General features: G+C 73.5%; 17 protein-coding genes and 1 pseudogene. 6 read left to right on the plus strand and 12 right to left on the minus strand.

Annotated elements, in window-relative coordinates; all coding sequences use genetic code 11:
- Positions 1-81 precede the first annotated feature (81 nt).
- The gene (locus GEV43_RS41130; RefSeq protein WP_160825971.1) at positions 82-747 is read right to left on the minus strand and encodes a response regulator transcription factor; all 666 of its coding nucleotides are present in this window, start codon (positions 745-747) and stop codon (positions 82-84) included.
- Positions 744-2,222 (minus strand): histidine kinase, encoded by a 1,479-nt coding sequence (locus GEV43_RS52535; protein ID WP_309240223.1) that lies wholly within the window; start codon positions 2,220-2,222, stop codon positions 744-746. Before GEV43_RS52535 ends, GEV43_RS41130 begins: the two co-directional genes overlap by 4 nt.
- A 434-nt stretch (positions 2,223-2,656) precedes the next feature.
- Between GEV43_RS52535 and GEV43_RS41140 the strand changes: the two genes are divergently transcribed.
- The 3 genes from GEV43_RS41140 to GEV43_RS41150 all read left to right on the plus strand — a co-directional run bounded on the left by GEV43_RS41140 (position 2,657) and on the right by GEV43_RS41150 (position 5,390).
- A complete protein-coding gene (locus GEV43_RS41140) occupies positions 2,657-2,857 on the plus strand; it encodes a hypothetical protein (protein WP_160825972.1) in 201 nt (66 codons plus the stop codon).
- Entirely contained in the window at positions 2,854-4,656 is a 1,803-nt protein-coding gene (locus GEV43_RS48710) for a sensor histidine kinase (RefSeq protein WP_206681615.1), read from the plus strand. Before GEV43_RS41140 ends, GEV43_RS48710 begins: the two co-directional genes overlap by 4 nt.
- Before the next feature lie 68 nt (positions 4,657-4,724).
- Entirely contained in the window at positions 4,725-5,390 is a 666-nt protein-coding gene (locus GEV43_RS41150; protein ID WP_160825973.1) for a response regulator transcription factor, read from the plus strand.
- A 1,330-nt stretch (positions 5,391-6,720) separates the two neighbouring features.
- On the opposite strand, the pseudogene GEV43_RS41155 reads toward GEV43_RS41150, so the two are convergent.
- The 4 genes and pseudogenes from GEV43_RS41155 to GEV43_RS41165 all read right to left on the minus strand — a co-directional run.
- Positions 6,721-7,625: pseudogene (locus GEV43_RS41155) on the minus strand (ABC transporter ATP-binding protein); the annotation flags it as partial.
- Positions 7,626-8,221: 596 nt separating this feature from the next.
- Positions 8,222-8,914 (minus strand): phosphatase PAP2 family protein, encoded by a 693-nt coding sequence (locus GEV43_RS41160; RefSeq protein ID WP_160825974.1) that lies wholly within the window; start codon positions 8,912-8,914, stop codon positions 8,222-8,224.
- Between the two features lie 272 nt (positions 8,915-9,186).
- Positions 9,187-9,459 carry a hypothetical protein gene (locus tag GEV43_RS52540; RefSeq protein WP_241684237.1) on the minus strand — a complete coding sequence of 91 codons (273 nt, stop codon included), beginning with the start codon at positions 9,457-9,459 and terminating at the stop codon, positions 9,187-9,189.
- Positions 9,435-9,944 carry a DedA family protein gene (locus tag GEV43_RS41165; RefSeq protein ID WP_241684238.1) on the minus strand — a complete coding sequence of 170 codons (510 nt, stop codon included), beginning with the start codon at positions 9,942-9,944 and terminating at the stop codon, positions 9,435-9,437. The genes GEV43_RS52540 and GEV43_RS41165 overlap by 25 nt, the downstream gene beginning before the upstream one ends.
- 189 nt (positions 9,945-10,133) lie before the next feature.
- On the opposite strand from GEV43_RS41165, the gene GEV43_RS41170 reads away from it, so the two are divergent.
- Positions 10,134-10,622: a DUF1707 domain-containing protein gene (locus GEV43_RS41170; protein ID WP_160825975.1), complete on the plus strand. Its 489-nt coding sequence runs from the start codon at positions 10,134-10,136 to the stop codon at positions 10,620-10,622.
- 38 nt (positions 10,623-10,660) lie between these two features.
- Here the strand turns inward: GEV43_RS41170 and GEV43_RS41175 are convergent, their stop codons facing one another.
- Entirely contained in the window at positions 10,661-11,275 is a 615-nt protein-coding gene (locus GEV43_RS41175) for an HAD family phosphatase (RefSeq protein WP_175251007.1), read from the minus strand.
- A gap of 112 nt (positions 11,276-11,387) precedes the next feature.
- On the opposite strand from GEV43_RS41175, the gene GEV43_RS41180 reads away from it, so the two are divergent.
- The gene (locus tag GEV43_RS41180) at positions 11,388-12,107 is read left to right on the plus strand and encodes a hypothetical protein (protein ID WP_160825977.1); all 720 of its coding nucleotides are present in this window, start codon (positions 11,388-11,390) and stop codon (positions 12,105-12,107) included.
- 158 nt (positions 12,108-12,265) lie between these two features.
- Here the strand turns inward: GEV43_RS41180 and GEV43_RS41185 are convergent, their stop codons facing one another.
- From GEV43_RS41185 to GEV43_RS41195, 3 genes are all read right to left on the minus strand, one after another.
- Positions 12,266-12,700 (minus strand): hypothetical protein, encoded by a 435-nt coding sequence (locus GEV43_RS41185; protein WP_160825978.1) that lies wholly within the window; start codon positions 12,698-12,700, stop codon positions 12,266-12,268.
- A 628-nt stretch (positions 12,701-13,328) separates the two neighbouring features.
- Complete coding sequence (locus GEV43_RS41190; RefSeq protein WP_160825979.1) at positions 13,329-14,063, minus strand: RNA polymerase sigma factor; 735 nt, start codon at positions 14,061-14,063, stop codon at positions 13,329-13,331.
- Between the two features lie 318 nt (positions 14,064-14,381).
- Positions 14,382-15,431: a tyrosine-type recombinase/integrase gene (locus GEV43_RS41195; RefSeq protein WP_160825980.1), complete on the minus strand. Its 1,050-nt coding sequence runs from the start codon at positions 15,429-15,431 to the stop codon at positions 14,382-14,384.
- Positions 15,432-15,798: 367 nt separating this feature from the next.
- On the opposite strand from GEV43_RS41195, the gene GEV43_RS41200 reads away from it, so the two are divergent.
- A complete protein-coding gene (locus GEV43_RS41200; RefSeq protein WP_160825981.1) occupies positions 15,799-16,257 on the plus strand; it encodes a hypothetical protein in 459 nt (152 codons plus the stop codon).
- Positions 16,258-16,516: 259 nt separating this feature from the next.
- On the opposite strand, the gene GEV43_RS41205 is transcribed toward GEV43_RS41200, so the two are convergent.
- Positions 16,517-17,047 carry a flavoprotein gene (locus GEV43_RS41205; RefSeq protein ID WP_160825982.1) on the minus strand — a complete coding sequence of 177 codons (531 nt, stop codon included), beginning with the start codon at positions 17,045-17,047 and terminating at the stop codon, positions 16,517-16,519.
- 71 nt (positions 17,048-17,118) lie between these two features.
- Positions 17,119-17,574, minus strand: coding sequence for a MarR family winged helix-turn-helix transcriptional regulator (locus tag GEV43_RS41210; RefSeq protein ID WP_241684239.1), 456 nt, complete (start codon positions 17,572-17,574; stop codon positions 17,119-17,121).
- Between the last annotated feature and the right edge of the window lie 61 nt (positions 17,575-17,635).

The following is a 17,635-nucleotide window of genomic DNA, read 5'->3' on the forward strand; positions in this document are numbered from 1 at the left end:
CGGTTTCCAGGACGGGGACGCGTCACATTCTGCTCCATGGCGGGGGAGCGGAGGGGGCGGCGGGTGGTGGCGCGGGGCGGGTCAGCTCAGCCAGCCGGGGCGGATCATGCCGGTCTCGTAGGCCAGGACGACGAGCTGGGCGCGGTCGCGGGCGCCGAGCTTGGCCAGGATGCGGCTGACGTGGGTCTTGGCCGTGGCGGGGGAGAGCACGAGCCGGGCGGCGATCTCCTCGTTGGACAGCCCGGCGGCGACCAGTTCGAGGACCTCGCGCTCGCGGTCGGTGAGGGCGTTCAGCTCGGCGGCGGGCGGCGGCGCGGTGATCCGGGACGCGAACTCGGCGATCAGGCGCCGCGTCACGGTCGGGGCCAGCAGCGCGTCTCCGCGCGCCACGACCCGCACGCCGTGGATCAGCTCCGGGGGCTCGGTGTCCTTGACCAGGAAGCCGCTGGCCCCGGCCTTGATCGCGCCGTAGACGTAGTCGTCCAGGTCGAACGTGGTGAGGATGACCACGCGCACCGACGCCAGCCGGGGGTCGGTCATGATCCTGCGGGTGGCCTCCAGGCCGTCCAGCACGGGCATCCGGATGTCCATCAGCACCACGTCGGGCAGCAGTTCGGCCGCGAGCCGTATCGCCTGCTCCCCGTCCCCGGCCTCGGCGACGATCGAGATGTCGTCCTCGCCCTCCAGGATCGAGCGGAACCCCGCCCGTACCAGCGTCTGGTCGTCGGCCAGAACCACCCGGATCACGCGATCTCCTCCGTCCGTCCCGCCGGACCCTCCAGCGGTAGCCGTGCCCATACCCGGAAGCCGCCCGACGGGCCCGCCCCCGCAGTCATCTCGCCGCCGACCGCCGCGGCCCGCTCCCGCATGCCGCGCAGCCCGTTGCCCCGCTCCAGCGCCCCCGGGTCGGCCGGGCCCGCGCCGTCGTCGTCGATCTGGACGATCACCGCGTCCGCCGTGCGGCGGATGTCGACGGTGGCCGTCACCGCGCCGGCGTGCCGGACCACGTTGGTCAGCGCCTCCTGCACGATCCGGTATCCCGCCAGGTCCACGGGCGCGGGCAACGGTACCGGGACCCCCGCGTGCCCGGCCCCGCGGTCCGTCCCGTACGCGCTCGTTCCGCGCGCGGTCGTTCCGTGTCTGGTCGTTTCGCGGGTCGTTTCGTGTGCGGTCGTTTCGTGTACGGCTGCGGCTGCGGGGGGCGGGACGGGCATCGCTTCCGGCCGCTCGTCCGCTTCCGGGTCCGCCGCTCCCGCGCTCGCCACGCCCGCTGACGCCGGGGCGGGAGCGGGCGCGGGCGAGGGCGCCGGGGTGTGTGCGGCGAGGTCGCCGGCGCGCAGGACGGTCAGGCCGGCCGCGGAGGTCTGCTCCAGCAGCTCGTCCAGCCGCGACAGGGACGGCGCGGGCGACACCGGGGGAGCGGCCCCGCCGTCGTCCTCGTCGACCTGCCGCAGCACCCCGAGGACGCCGCGCAGCTCCCGCAGCGTCTCCTTGCTCGCGTGCTTGATCGCCTCCAGCGACGCGTACGCCTGCGCGGGGTCGTCGCGGCGGTGCAGCGCGGCGCCGGCCTGGACGTTGATCAGCGAGATCTGGTGGGCCAGCACGTCGTGCAGCTCGCGGGCGATCCGCAGCCGCTCCTCGGTGGCGCGCCGCCGCGCCTCCTCCTCGCGTCCCCGCTCGGCCTGGGCCGCGCGCCGCTCGGCGGCCTCCACGCGGTCGCGGCGGCTGCGCACGTACTGCCCGGCCGCCACCGTGATCAGCAGGAACGCGCTCAGGCTCGCGACCGTCCCCGAGTCGTCGATCGCGGCCGGGTCGTCGGTCGTCCCGCCGCGGACGACGCGCACGACCACGAACGCGGCGTCCACCCCGATCACCGCGAGCAGCGACACGATCATCCGGCACTCGACCGCCGCGGTGAACAGCGCCACCAGGAACACGAACGCGACCGGCCCGTCCGGGAACCCCATCGGGTAGTACAGCGGCGAGACCACCCCGGAGATCGCCAGCACCACGACCGGGTGCCGCCGCCGGACCGCCAGCGGCAGCGTCGCGACCAGGATCAGCGCCGCGCCGCCCGGCCACAGCGGGGTGTCGTGCGGCTTGGCCGCCAGCGCCGACATCACCAGGGTGACCAGTGCGGCCCCGGCCGCCAGCGCGACGTCGCCGCCCCGCCCGGCCGCCCACCGGCCGCCGGGACGCCACCGCGTCCGGGTCACGCTCACCGCCCCACCGTAATCCAGCGGGCCGCCCCGCACCGTCCCGACGATCACCGTACCGTTCCCGGCGTCCCGGGCGAACGCGGCGGACCTGACTTTCGTCAGTATCGGCGCAGTTCACCCGCTTGTAGCGTGGGAGGGGTGAACGACTCGGCGGCCCGCTCCCGCCCCTCCCGCACCACGACGGCGCCCCGGCCGCACACCGGGACGCCCGCCCGTCCACGTCCGACCCCGCCCCGGACCCGGCCCAGGACCGCGCACCCGACGGCCTGCCCGCGCCGGACCGTCCGTCCGTGTCCGAGGGCCCCCCGTCCGAGGGTCCCTCCGCGCCGGACCGTTCCTCCGCGTCCGAGGGCCTGTCCGCGCCGGGCCTCGCCGCCGCGCCCCGCCCCGCCCGAACGCGACCGGCCGGAACGGGTCGAACGGCTCGTCTGAGGCGGATGAGGCGGACGGCGCGGACGGCTTGGACCGGCTGGATCGACCGGGCGGGCTGGACGGAACGGGCGGGCACTGGTCCGGGCCTGCGGGTGGACGTGCGCGGAGGGCTGCGGCGCCTGGTGCGGCGGCCGTCGCGGCGCGCGGTGCTGCTGGACGTGCTGCTGGGCTGGCGCTGTGGGTTCCGGTGCTGGCGGGCGACATGATCCCGCCCCGGTTCGCCGACGGGTCCTGGTGGACGATGGTCGGCGGCATGGCGGCGCTGGCCGGGGCGGTCGCGGTCAGCCGCTCCGTGCCGCTGGCGTCGATGCTGACGGTCACCGCCCTGATCGTGATCCATGGGAACTTCGCGTTCGGCCTGCCGGTCATGGCCTACCTCACCGGCCGCCGCATGGTCCACGCGCGGCCGGTGCTGTGGGGGTTCACCGGCGTGCTGGTGGGCGGCACCGCGCTGAACCTGGTCCGCGGCACCGACGTGACCGTCTGGTTCCCCACCACCATCTGGCTCGTGCTCATCGGCGTGCTGCCCTGGCTCGCCGGACGGTACTGGCGGCAGTACCAGGAACTCGTCCACGCCGGATGGGAACGCGCCGAGCAGCTCGAACGCGAGCACCGCATCGTCGCCGAACGCGAACGCCTCCGCGAGCGGTCCCGCATCGCCCAGGACATGCACGACTCCCTCGGCCACGAGCTGGCCCTGATCGCGGTCCGCGCCGGCGCCCTCCAGGTCGCGCCCGGCCTGGACGAACGGCACCGCAAGGCCGCCGCCGAACTGCGCGCGGGCGCCGCCGACGCCACCGACCAGCTCCGAAGGATCATCGGCGTCCTGCGGGTGGACACCGCCCCCGCCACCGAAGCACCCCCGTCCGGCGCCCCCTCGGCCGCCCGCCCCGGCCCCGCTCCGGGCCCGCGCCTGGCGAACGACGCGGACGCCCCGGACGCCCCGGACGGTCGGGACGGCGCGGACGGTCGGGACGGCGCGGACGGTCGGGACGGCGCGGACGGTCGGGGCGGCGCGCCGATGCGGCCCGCCCGTGAACGCATCACCGACCTGGTCGCGCGGGCCGCCGCCTCGGGCATCCCCGTCCGCCTCGTCGGGCGGGACGTCCCGGGAACGGCCGCGCCCATGGTCGCTATCGCCGCGCACCGCGTCGTCCAGGAGGCGATCACCAACGCCGCCAAGCACGCCCCCGGCGCCGAGGTGACCGTACGGCTCGACCACGCCGCGGACGGCGCGCTCACCGTCACGGTCCGCAACGGCCCCGCGCCCCGCACCGGCCGCCCCCTCCACCCGCCGACCGACACCGCCGGCGCCCACGCCCACGGCCACGGCGGGGTGAGCGGTGGCCACGGGCTGACCGGCCTCGCCGAACGGGTCCGGCTCGTCGGCGGCGCCCTGACCACCGGTCCCACCGCCGAGGGCGGCTTCCGGGTCGCCGCCGAGCTCCCCGGCACCGACGCCGCCCTCGACACCTCCCACTCCGCCTCCGGCGCCGACCCCGTCACCGGCATCCGGCCCGCCCACCTCACCGACGCCCCCGCTACACCGGACGGCGCCGAGGCGGGCATCGCGTCGGAGATCGCGTCGGAATCGGCCCTGCGGCTGGCGCGCGGACGCCGCCAGGTCCAGCGCGGTCTGATCACCGCCATCGCCGTCCCGGCCGCGCTCCTGGCCGTGCTGTCGGCGGTCATGGTCGGCTACTACGTCATCGTGACGTTCAACTCGGTCCTGCCTCCCGACCGGTTCGCCGAACTGCGCATCGGCGCGCCCGAAGCCGACGTCGAACGGTCCCTGCCCAGCATGGAGTCGATGAGCGCCGGCACCGTCCGCGTCCAGGAGCCCGAGCCCGCCGGCGCCGACTGCCGCTACTACCGGCCGAACGCCAGCCTGCTCGGCACGTCGGGGCGCGTCTACCGGCTGTGCTTCGTCCAGGGACGGCTCATGTACAAGAACATCCTGCATCCCCGGGACCCCGACCGCAGCGGCGGCGCCCCGACCCCCTGACCACGGCGATCCCACGCCAGAACACCGGTGCCGCAGCGGCGCACCGACGACCGGAAGGACCAGCAGGCTTGATCCGCGTACTGCTCGCCGACGACGAGGCCATGATCCGCGCCGGGGTACGGGCCATCCTGTCCGCCGACCCCGGCATCGAGGTGGTCGCCGAGGCCGGCGACGGGCGCGAGGCCGTCGCCCTCACTCAGTCGCACCGTCCCGACGTCGTCCTGCTCGACATCCGGATGCCCCGCCTGGACGGCCTGGCCGCCGCGACCGAGCTGCGCCGCACCGCCCCCGAGACCGGTGTCATCATCCTCACCACCTTCGGGGAGGACGAGTACATCGCCCGCGCCCTGTCCGGCGGCGCCAGCGGGTTCCTGCTCAAGTCCGGCGACCCGCACGAGCTCCTCGCCGGGGTCCACGCCGTCGCGGGCGGCGCCGCCTACCTGTCGCCCAAGGTCGCCCACCGCGTCATCACCGAGCTGAGCGGCGGGCGGATGGAGCACGGCGCCGAGGCCCGCCGCCGCACCGCCGCCCTCACGCCCCGCGAACGCGAGGTCCTCGCCCTGCTCGGCTCCGGCCTGTCGAACGCGGAGATCGCCGGCCGCCTGCACGTCGTCGAGGGAACCGTCAAGGCGTACGTCAGCGCCATCCTCACCCGCCTGGAGGTCAGGAACCGCGTCCAGGCCGCGATCGTCGCCTACGAGGCGGGCCTGGTCGACGACGCCGCCCGCCCCTGACCCCCCGCCGCCGCCACCCCTGTCGACCGGCCGCGGAGAACGCCCGCGTCCGGTCGCCGCCCCCCGTCCCGCCACCGCCCGCCGTTCGGCAGATATTCGGCAGGTGTGCGGTGGGCGTGCGGTAGGCGTTGAGGGCCCCGGAGTGGATCCGGGGCCCTCGGCAACGTGCGCCCGCTGTGCGCTCCGCGATCGGCCTCCCGCCCGGTTCCCCGTCCGGTTCCCGTCGGGTTGCCGCCCGGCTCCGGTCCGGCGTACGGGCCGTGCCTTTCCGTTCCGGCTGCCGCACAGCTCCCACCCCGCGTACGGCCCGCGCCCGGTCGGTGCACCAGTGCGCTGGGAGAGGGGCGCGGGTGGTGTTCGTGCGGGGACGGTGCCGGGGGGCGGGGGGTCAGGCGTCGCGCTTGCGCAGGACGGTGTGGCCGGCGAGCAGTCCGGCGGCCGTCCAGGCCAGCAGAATCGCCAGGCCCGCGAGCGCCGGGTACGGGTGCGCGTCGTCGTTCATGTAGTGCCGTCCCGCGCTGCTGGGCAGCGAGTCGGAGATGCGCCTCAGCGGCGTCACGCTCGCGCTCCCCAGCATGATCGGCAGCACCATCAGCGACAGGAACGCCGTGGTGAGCGTCGCGGCGGTGCTGCGCAGCAGCGTGCCGATCCCGACCACGAACACGCTGATCAACGCCAGGTACACGCCGCAGCCCGTCACGTGCCACACCGCGTCGCCCGCCGAGAACCGGCCCCACTCGCCCAGCGTCGGCGCCGCGACCGCCGTGCCCAGCAGCCCCATCAGCGTCCCGGCGGGGAACATCACCGCCACCACGACCACCGCCTTGGACAGCAGCATCCGGGCCCGCGACGGCGTGCACTGCAACGTCGAGCGGACGCTGCCGGTCGAGTACTCGCCCGTGATCATCAGCATCGCCAGCGCCAGCACCACGAACTGGACCATGTCCATCGCGTTGACCGCGACGCCGCTGACCGAGGCCACCCCCTGGTCGTCGTTGGCCAGGTCGTTGGTGTTGTTGGACACCACCGAGCTGGCCAGCATCATCGACATCACCCCCATCAGCCCGAACGCCGCGACGAGGCCCCACCAGGTCGAACGCACCGACCACAGCTTCGTCCACTCCGCCGCCACCGCCCGCGCATCCGGGCGTCCACCACCCGGCCGAGCCCCGACGCCGAGCCGCCGCCGTCCCCGTCGCCGGCGGGGCCTCCGGCCGGGGGAGCGGCCGTGGTCGGCGTGCCGCCCGTCGCCATGCCGTTCGCCATCGTCACATCCCCGCCTTCGCGCGCCGCGCCGCCGCCCGGACGTCCCGGCCCCCATGCCGGCGGCGCCCTCGGACACCCCGTACTCCACGCTCGTCCCCGTCAACTCCATGTACGCCTCCTCCAGCGACGCCTCGCGGACGCTCAGCTCGAACAGCGGCAGCCCGGCCCGGTGCGCGGCCGTCCCGACCCGTTCCAGCGGGACACCGACCACCAGCAGCTCCTCCTCGGCCACCCGCGACACCTCCACGCCCTCACCGGACAGCAGCGCCAGCAGCTCGCCGGCCCGCGGGCTGCGGACCTTCACCGCGTTCCGCGAACTGCCCGCGATCACCTCGGCGACCGGCGCGTCGGTGATCAGCCGCCCCTTCCCGATCACCACGAGCCGGTCCGCGGTGAGCTGCATCTCGCTCATCAGATGGCTGGAGACGAACACCGTCCGCCCCTCCGCCGCCAGCGACCGCATCAGCCGCCGCACCCACAGCACCCCGTCCGGGTCCAGCCCGTTCACCGGCTCGTCGAACATCACCACCCGCGGATCGCCCAGCAGCGCCCCCGCGATCCCCAGCCGCTGCCCCATCCCAGCGAGAACGACCCGGCCCGCTTGCCCGCGACCGCCGTCAGCCCCACCGTCTCCAGCACCTCGTCCACCCGCCGCACCGCGATCCCGTTGCTGCGCGCCATCGCGACCAGGTGCGCCCGCGCCGAACGGCCCGGATGCACCGCCTTGGCGTCCAGCAGCGCCCCGACCTCGCGCAGCGGATGCCGCAACGTCTCGTACCGGCGGCCCCCGATCAGCGCCTCCCCGGCCGACGGCCGGTCCAGCCCCAGGATCATCCGCATCGTGGTCGACTTGCCCGCGCCGTTCGGCCCGAGGAACCCCGTCACCCGCCCCGGCGCGACCTCCAGCGACAGATCCCGCACCGCGACCTTGTCGCCGTACCGCTTCGTCAGGCCCCGCAACGTGATCATCGAACCTCCGCGCCGCTCCAGCGGAGCCCGCGCTCGTTCGCGGCCCCCGTCGTCCACGAACCTAGGCAGCGCGCCCCGGCCCCCGCAGTGCGCGAACGCCACCCCTGACCCCTGACTTTCGTCAAGGCCGAAGCGGCCCCGGAACGCCGCGACGGCCCCGGGGGAAGGGGAGGGCGTGAACGCGTTACGGGCCGTTCCCCACCTGCCGGAGCAGCAGGGGAACGGCCCGTAACGGCAAAAGCGCGGCGCACGCCACGCCGGGGGAGCACCGGCGAGGACGTGTCAGGCGGGCGGGCGGCGGTGCTTGCCCGAGTTCGCCATCACGTCCGGCATCGTCTCGGCGGCCTGGCCACCCGGCCCGGCGGCACCCCTCGCACCCGGTCCACCCGCGGGAGCGCCGGGAGCGCCGGGAGCGCCTTGGACGCCCGGCTGACCGTAGCCGCCTACGCCACCGGCACCGGCACCGTGCGCGGGCGCCTGGCCCATCGCGCCGGCAGGCCCCGGCATTCCCGGCTGTCCTGCCATTCCGGCCGGGCTGGGCATCCCGGGCTGGCCCGGCATCGCGCCGCCACCGGCGGCCGGGACACCGGCGGCCATCACGGGCGCCGCATGCCGTCCCGCCGCGGCGGCCCCCGCGGGACCGTTCCCGCGGGGACCGTTCCCGCCGGAACGGGCGCTCCGTGCGCCACCGGACCCGCGCCCAGCGCCAGCACGCCCACCGGGACCCGCCGCAACGCCGCCACCAGCGGCGCGGCCGCCCGGACCAGCACCAGCGCCACCAGCAGCGCCACCACCACGCCCACCACGAACCCCGCCGCGACATCGTGCGGGTAGTGCACGCCCACGAACACCCGCGAGAACGCCATCAGCGCCGCCAATGGCAGCACCAGCGGCGCCATCCTCCGCCACGCCACCACGATCGCCGCCGCCGACGCCGCCGCGATCGTCGCGTGGTTGCTCGGGAACGACCAGTCGCCCGGCGACGGGCACGCCGCGATGTTCATCGCGCCCGCCACGGCCCGGCACGGCCGCTCCTCCTGGAGGAAGCTCTTGGAGACCTCGCTGACCAGGTACGCCCCGACCATCGCGAACGGCGCCAGCAACGCCAGCCCCATCGCCCGCTCGTCCCCGCCGCGCGCCCGCCACCAGCCCGCCGCGAACAGCACGGCGAACAGCAGCAGCCCCGCATCCGTACCGACGTCGGCCACCGAATGCAACCACGACGGCGTGCCGTGCGCCCATTCGGTGACATCGCGATACCAGTCGGCACTGAACTCAGGCGCTTGCATACTCTCCCTCACGCTCAAGGCGGTCCGGCATCAGATCAGACCCGGCCTGGACCGCCGAAGTTCACCCTACGTTCACGAATCTGTAGAGAATGTCATGTAACGGCGCGATCAGGCGGCAGATCGGCCCCGCCCGCCCCACGCGGCTCGCGACCGACCGGCGATTCGTTCCCCCAGGCCCCTAGGACCGCCGCATCAACGGCAGAGCACCCGCCCAGACGTCCGTCCGGGCGGGTGCTCGGGCGGGCGTCCGGACGCCCGGCGCGGCGAGCCGTTCAGCGCGAACCGCGGTCCGCCACCTCGGACGCCGAGAGCGTCCCGGACTCCCCGGACGCGTCCGCGGGTCCCGCACCCGCCACACCGGCCGCCACCGCCTCCCGCTCGCCGTCGGACCGCACGCCACCGGGCGGCACCTCGCCGTCCCCCTCCGAACGGCGCCGACGCCGACGGCCCCGCACGTAGCGAACGCCCTCCACCACACCCGTCACGCCCAGCGCCAACCCCAACCCGACCCCGACGCCCTTCACCGGGTCGTTCTCGAACGCCATCCCGCCCACATAGCCCAGCAGCGTCCCGTACAGCGCCCACGACAGCGCCGCGATCCCGCGAACAGCGAGAACGAACGCAGGCGGTACCCGACCACCCCCATCGTCATCGTCACCGCCGTACGGCCCCCGGGCACGTAACGCGCCACCACCAGGATCAGCCCGCCCCGCTCCGCCATCGTCCGCCGCGCCCACACGAACGCCCCGTGCCGCCGCGTCCCCGCGCGCAGCCCGCGCTCCACCCGCCCGCCCGACAGCCGCCCGATCCCGTACGCCACGTGATCACCGATGAACGCCCCCAGCGCCGCCAGCGCCACCACCAGTCCCACCTCGGGCTCGCCCGACGCCGCGTACACGCCCCCCGTGATCACCATGCTCTCGCTCGGCACCACCGGGAAGAACCCGTCGATCACCGCCACCGCGAACAGGGCGAGGTAGAACCACGGCGACGTGACAGCCGTGTGCAACAGATCGATGACAGCGTCCATGCGTCCAACGCTAGAAAACGATCACCACCCGGACATCGGACGTACGGCCACCGCCGCCCCCGACTTTCGATCAGGACGGCCCTGCGTCCTGCGAACGATGTACGCCGGTTTCCTCACCCTGGAGGACGAACCCGCCCGCACGCAGCGCCAAGCTGGAGACACCAGCGCGAACCCGGGGGAGGACCCGCCATGGAACCGCACCGCCACACCGAGGCCGCCGCCCACGGCGCTCTTGACGTCCCCGGCGCGCCCGGCGCGCCCGGGGTCCCCGGCGTCCGCGCCGCCGACGCCGACCGCGACACCGCCATCGAACGGCTCGGCGACGCCCTCGCCGAAGGCGCCCTCGACACCGCCGAGTACAACCGCCGCCTCGAACGGGCCGCCCAGGCCGCCACCCTCGCCGAACTCCGCGCCCTCACCGCCGACCTGCCCGTCTCCCGCGCCGCCCAGGCCAAAGCCGAGGTCGCCCGCAGGACCGCCCAGCAGCAGGCCGACAAACGCGCATGGCTCAACGAATGGGGCTACTGGGCCGGCGGCGCGCTCATCATGAACGCCATCTGGGGCTACACCTGCCTCAAGGACGGCGACCTGAAGTTCTACTGGCCCGCGCTCCCGCTCGCCATCTGGGCCATCGTCCTGATCTCCTACGCCCTCTGGCCCGACCGCAAGAACCCCTGACCCCACCGACCCGGGCCGCCCCGCACCGTAGGAAGCGTTCAGCCGGCGAGCAGCGAACGGCCCAGCGCGTACGCCTGGGCCAGATCGTCACCCCGGTAGTCCACCGCCGCGAGCCCGGCCAGATGATGATCCGCGTTCACCGCCACCGTGTTCACCAGGTGACGGAACAGCGGCGCGTCCGACATCGAGTCCCCGTACGCCACGCAGCGCCCCACCGGCAGGCCGTGGCGAACGCGCAGCTCCTCCGCCACGCGCACCTTGTCCGCGGGCGTCAAGATCCCGTCCGGCTCCAACGGCACGCTGAACGGCAGCTCCGGAAAACGCGACGCCACCACCTCGTCGAACCCCAGCGCCAGCAGATGCCGCGCGAAGAAGTCCGGCGACATCGTGATCACCACCGAATGCTCGCCCCGCGCCCGGATGTCCGCGCACACCTCCGCGATACCGCGCAACCACGTCGCCGACCCGTACGCCGCCGCGACGACCTCCGCCGTCAGATGCCCCCACATCCGGTGGATCTCCGCCGAGAAACCCCGCGTGTCGATCTCCCCGGCCGCCAGCCGCTCCTCCAGCACCAGCAGCTCGGGCAGCGTGCCCAGGTGACGGGCGACCTCCAGGTTCGCCGTCGACCCCGCGAGCAACGTCCCGTCCATGTCGAAAATATGCAAGGTAGCCACGATCCGCCCATTGTGGACGACCGGAACCCGTCCCGCGACCCCGAACCCACCCCCACGACATCATGGACAACCCCACCACGGAGGCTCCATGACCCCCACACCCCCCAAAACCCCCACCCCCACCCACACCACCGTCCCCACCGGACGTCCCCTGCTCTGGCTCGCCGCCACCGCCGCCGCCTACGCCCTCACCCACCACATCGGCTTCGGACTCGCCGGACTCGGCACCACTGGCACCACTGGCACCACCGGCGAGACCCGCTGGGCCGACTGGATCGACCTCACCACCCCCTACACCCTCCTCCTCACCGCCGCCGCCACCCTCCACACCGCCCACGCCGCACGCCGCGCCTGGGCCCTCTACCTCACCGGCGCCATCACCTACGCCGAAGGCCACGGCATCCACCTCGCCGCCAACTCCGTCGGCAACGTCGCCCCCAGCGACACCGCCCACCTCTGGGACGAGACCGTCGGCCACTACCTCTGGTACACCGGCCTCGCCCTCGTCCTCACCGCCCTCGCCGCGACCCTCGCCCGCCGCCCGCCCGTCCACGGCGCCCTCCCCGCCCTCACCACCGCACTGCTCTGCGCCACCACCGCCTTCACCTGGACCAGCAACGCGCTCGAAGGCCGGTACGCCATCCCCGGCATCGCCCTCGCCGCCGCGTTCACCCTCTGGGGCCTCCTCACCCGCCGCACCTTCGGACGCACCCTGATCCTCGCCTTCGCCCCCGCCCTGATCATGCTCACCGGCTACGGCATCTGGCACCACGGCTTCCCCGAACCCTCCGACATCGGCTGGGTCTGACACAAAGGACCACGCGACACCGCGCTACCGCGCCACCGGCAACCCCGGACCGAACGGCCCACGACCCGCGCACGCCGGCCCGTGCACGCCGACTGACCCGCGCACGAAAAGGGCAGCCCCGACCGGGACCGCCCCTCCGCACCTCCCATGGACACTGGTCAGCGAGGCAACTGACCCGCCCTGTCGGTCACCGCCACCCTGACCTCCGCCGACGCGTACACCAGCGCCCCGTGCTCACCCAACGCCCCCACCCGACCGGACGGCGACGGCGACGGCGACGCACCGGCCGGCCGCCACGTGCTCCGCAGGTCCACGACCTCCCGCTCACCCAGATACGCGTACGTACGGGCATCGAACACCAACTCGTGGCGGACGCCCTGCCACGTCTGCCCGACGGCGACCCCCTTACGCCCGACCATGTCCGTGACACCGCGCGTGACCGTGACGCCCGGCACGCGCGCCGCCGCGGCGAACAGAAGCGACAGCGTCCGAGGCTCGACATAGCGCTCCCGGATGGAATCGCCCACCGTGACGAAAGCCTGCACGTCCGGCGGATTGCTGCCCCGCGAACGCTCGTAGAGCCAGCGGCGCATGCCCTCGACCCCCGTCGGCATACCGGACAGGCGCGCCGGCTCATCACGGCAGCCCGTGGGCGGGTGAGCGAGATCGACCCGCAGGTCCCGCCCCTTCCGGATCGCCGCGATCTCCCGCCTCCGCAACGCCTCCGAACCCGTACACAACCAGCTCCCCGCCCCACCCCCGACCCCGAGACCCCCGAACCGCGGACCAGCCCGGCACGACGGCCGTCGATCGACTGCCACGCCCGCCGCACACCGGCCTGACCCGGCTCCACCTTGGGATCCGGACCAGGACGCTGATACACCCTGGACTCCACGTAAAGGAACTGATCCGGACGCGGCCTGAGATCCGGCCGCGCGGCCGCGGCCCGGGAGGCACGCGTGAGCACCTCCGTGGCGCCGACGTTCACCAGCGCCGGAGCACGATGCCCCGACCCCGCGGGCACGACGACCGCGACCGCGACACCGGCCGCCAGACCACCCGCGGCGAGCCCGCCGAACACGACCCGGCGCCGATACGCACGAGACCGAAACGACCGGCGCGGCGCGGACAGCTCGGACATCAGATGCGCGCGGCGAGCCTCATGGCGGCCCGCAGGCAGATCCCTGCGCACGGGCAGGCCGGACGGGGGGACGAGGTCGTTCATGAGGACTCCTCCGAAACGAACGGCGTGGGACGTTCACCCTTCCTGTGTCCGGCCACCGGACCGGGTTCCGGCAGACGACCGGGCAACGGACCCTGCACCCGATCCGGCCAAGGCTCTTGCGGACCCTCCGCAAGACGCCCCACCGGAGACGCTTCGTCGAGGTCGGGCTCGGGCTCGGGGTCGGCGGAGATGCCGCGCAGACGCGACCGGGCGCGAGCCAACCGCGACCGAACGGTCCCGACCGGGACGCCCAGCGCCTCCGCCGCCTCCGCGTACCCGAGCCCCTCCCACACGCACAGGACGAGCACCTCGCGGTCACGGCGCGACAACCGCTCGATCGAAGCCATCACCCGCCGCATACGCCGCTCGGCGTCCAGCCGTTCCGAAGCCTCCTCCGCGCCGTCCGGCTGCGGCTCCGGCGCGGGCAGCCGAGACAGCGCCTCGCGATGCCGACGCAGACTCCGGCGATGGTTCTGTAGGACATTGGTGGCGACGCCGTACAGCCAGGGCAACAGCGACTCCGACGGCATGGAGACGTGCGCGCGGCGCCGCCAGGTCTCCAGGAAGACGACCGAGGTGAGATCCTCCGCCTCCGACCAGCTCGCCGTACGCCGGAAGCAGTAGTTGTAGACCGTCCGCGCATGCCGGTCGAAAAGCGCCCCGAAGGCCCGCTCGTCTCCGTCACATGCCCGGCGCCACAACTCGACATCCGTGGGGGTGTGCGGGTTCATACCCACCAGGTGTCCGCTCCGCGACGCCGGTTCCCTCAAAGACGACCCTACGCGGACGATCACGCCCCGCCGGACGCCCCCGGACGCGATGACCGGACCGGAGGAGCGCGATACCGGCCACTGGGCACCAACCCGTACGGCCGAAAAGGGACCCGCGCCAAACCCGGTGACAGACAGAGCTCAGCGACGAGACCGGAACCAGCCCCAGACGGGACGCCGGCGAGACTCCGTGCGAGCACCGAAGCCGCACGACGAACACAAGCGACCACGAACCGGCCGCGGACCCGCGCACACGGACCAGCGACGACAGGAGACGGACTAGGGACGGTGCTGCACCGGGCCCAGCAACGGGTGAACGCGCATCGCGGCCTCCAACTCGCCCGGCAACTCGTCCCGGTAACGGCCCAACGTCGACAAGTCCGAATGCCCCAGCACCCGCCGCACCGCGTCCATGTCGGTCGCCGCCGCCAGCAGATGCGTCGCCGTCGTATGCCGCAATCCATGCGGCGTCACACTCCGCCGCCGCCCCGGCTCCACCCGCGCCTGCACCCGATCGATCACCGCCTGCACATCACCCCGCGCCAACCGCCGACCCCGCCACGACAACAGCAACGCCTTCGGCTCACGCCCCCGATCCAACCGCGGCCGCCCCTCCGCCAAATACGCGTCCAGAACCTCCGCGACAGGCCGGGGGAGAGGCACATCACGCGTACGCCCACCCTTGCCGAACACCCGCCAGTAGCGCGTCCCGCCGTTGACGAAGAAGTCCTCCGCGTTCGCCCGCGTCAGCTCCGACACCCGAGGACCCACCGCCGCCAGCAACAGAACGATCAACCCGTCCCGCAACTCGGTCCGCTGATCCACCCGCCGACCCTCGTCCGGCCCGGCCTCCACCAGCCCGCGCGCCGCCCCCAGCAACCCCTCCGCCTGCTCAGCCGTCAACGCGCGCCGCTCCGCCCGCAACCCGCCCCGCTGCTTCGGCTTCAACGTCACCGCCAGCATCGGATTGAGCTGCACCCACCCCGCGATCGTCGCGTACTGGAAGAACGCCGACACCGACCTGCGGAAACGCGCCTGCGACGCGGCACTCTGCAAAGGAGCGGCCCCGCCCTCGCCACGCGGCGGCCGCACCCGCCGCCCATCCGGCTTGCGCGCGAACCGCAGCAGCACCTCGTCGACGTCCTCACCCGACAGGTCGTCCAGCACACGCTCCGGGCCCGCCAACCCCGCGAACGTGTGCACGTCACGCGCGTACACCTCCGCCGTACCGGGCGCCAGCGCACCCGTGGACGTCTTCGCGCGGACCATCTCCGCGTAACGGTCAACAGTCTCGGCCACGGTGAGCCGCTGAACATCAGAGGGACGCACCCACCGGACGCTACAACCGCCCACCGACAAAACCTCCCGCCCACCCGACGAACGAGACGCAACGCAACATCTCCGGCATCCGCCGGGGGAGGAGGGGAGACCTGGGCAGGTGGATCAGCCGCTGCAAGGCGAAGTACGGCCCGGGGGATCGAGCTCGCGTCCCGGGGCGTACCGCGCGGCCGGTCTGCGTTAACGGCGCGCACGGTCCAAGAGATGGCTCCGGCGCGGGTCGTGTCACCGCGTCCGATCAGGTTGAACAAACCGAACAGAATCCACCTTCTGTCTGGTTTGTGTTGTTTTGTCGGAATCAGTGATGCGGAGGCTGTCGGAGGGGCCGCTTAGGATTTCGCCCGGAGGTGCGTGGGCGGTGGCTGATTGGGAGCTGTTCGACCAGGTCGGCGAGGTGGTCAGGGGATCGGTCCCGGCCGGGCTCGGCGAGCTGCGGCTGAGGGTGCGCCACAACGGCGTCAAGGCGTGGTTCGGCGATCCCGAATCCGCCAGGGAGCACTACGAGGCCCAGCTCATCGGCGCCGACATCGTCGCCGGCGCGCGGACGCGCGCGCTCGAGATCGGCTTCCACGCCGAGCACCGCAAGGAGGCCGACAACGCCGCGGCCGTCGAACGGCTCCAAGCCGCGGAGGAACGCTGGCGCCCGGAGCTCGGCGACGACGCGGTGATCGGCCCGTTCGTCGGCCCGGCCGCCTGGCGGCGCGTCTCGGAGCTCTGGCTCGATCCCGACCTGGACGGCACCGACGTCGCGTTCGAGATCGGCGTCCGCCTGGTCGAGTACATGCGCGCCCTGGAACCGCACCGCGCGACGCCATAACCGCCGCAGCCGTCGTCGTTACCGCCGTAGCCGCCATGGTGCGCGCGCGAGGGCGGCGGACGTGCCGGACGGCGGTGTTCGGCGTCCGGTTCGCCCCTTCTTCTGGTGATCGTTTGGATGGTCGATAATGTACATTATGTTAAGTAAGTCGTGGAGGCGGGGGCGAAGCGCGCCCGGCCCCCGGCCTCGCCGGTTCCCCCGTACGGCCACTGCCCGCGCGCGGGGTACGGGTGGCGGCGCTTCCGGGCTTGTTGGGGTGTCAGGCGGGTGGGAGGGCGTCCAGGATGAGTTGCCACGGGATGGTCGTGGACGGGCCGCCTCGGAGGGCATGGTCTTCGGGCAGGTCGGTGCCGGTCAGGACGGTGACGCCCCACGAGCGCAGTGCCGCCACGTTCTCCTGGAACTTCGGGTGCGACAGGTGCGCCTGGTTGCTGTACGGCAGCGCGACGGTCGGCAGACCGAGGCCGTGGGCTTCGACGAGGTAGCCGAGGGGGACGGTGTCGCAGATGCCCGCCGCCCATTTGTTGATGGTGTTGACGGTGGCGGGTGCGACGGCGAGGGCGGTGGGCATCGGCAGGACGTCGGGTTCGTCGGGCTGCTTGTAGTCGCTGCGTACGGGGTGGCCGGTGAGTTTCTCCAGGCGCGGCACGTCGACGAAGCGTCGGCCGTACGGGGTGGTCAGTACGCAGACGGTCCATCCCTGGGCCTGGGCGAGTTCGACCATGGTGTGCGCGTCGCGGGCGCCGGGTGATCCGCAGCAGATCAGGTAGAGGACTCGATCATGGGTCATACCGGCACTGTGCGCACGGGCGGGTGGTGGAAATCAAGCGGGTACTCCCCCGCGCCGGGTGCCGGCGGGTGTCATTCGCCGGTGGGTGCGGGGTTGTCGCGCCAGGCGCGTTGGAGGCGGGTGACCTGCTGGAAGGTGTCTTTGAAGGTGGTGTAGGCGTCGTCGCCGAGTGCGGTGCGGTGGCGGTGTTCGACGCCGGCGAGGATGGCGCGGGCTTTGGTGATCTCGTCGATGCCGCGTTCGCTGGGGACGATGAGTTTGGCGCGGCGGTCGCGGGGGTCGGGGCGGCGTTGGACGTAGCCGAGTTTCTCCAGTTCGTCGGCTATGGTGCCGATGATCTGCTTGTGCTGGCCGGATCGCTGGGCGAGGTCGGTGGCGCGGGTGCCTTCGGTGTCGAGGTAGGCGAGGACGGCGCCGTGGCGGGGGCGGACGTCGGGGTGGCCCTGTTCGGCGAGGGTGTCGAAGAGTTCCTGCTGGATGGAGAACAGCAGTCTGCCGGTGAGCATCCCCAGGTCGGGGTCGGCCATGGTGGTTCTCCTCCGTCTTTTAGTCATGAATATTGACTATCAACGATCTGGACTATACCGT

Source organism: Actinomadura sp. J1-007 (assembly GCF_009793335.1).
Taxonomy (GTDB): Bacteria; Actinomycetota; Actinomycetes; order Streptosporangiales; family Streptosporangiaceae; genus Spirillospora; species Spirillospora yumaensis.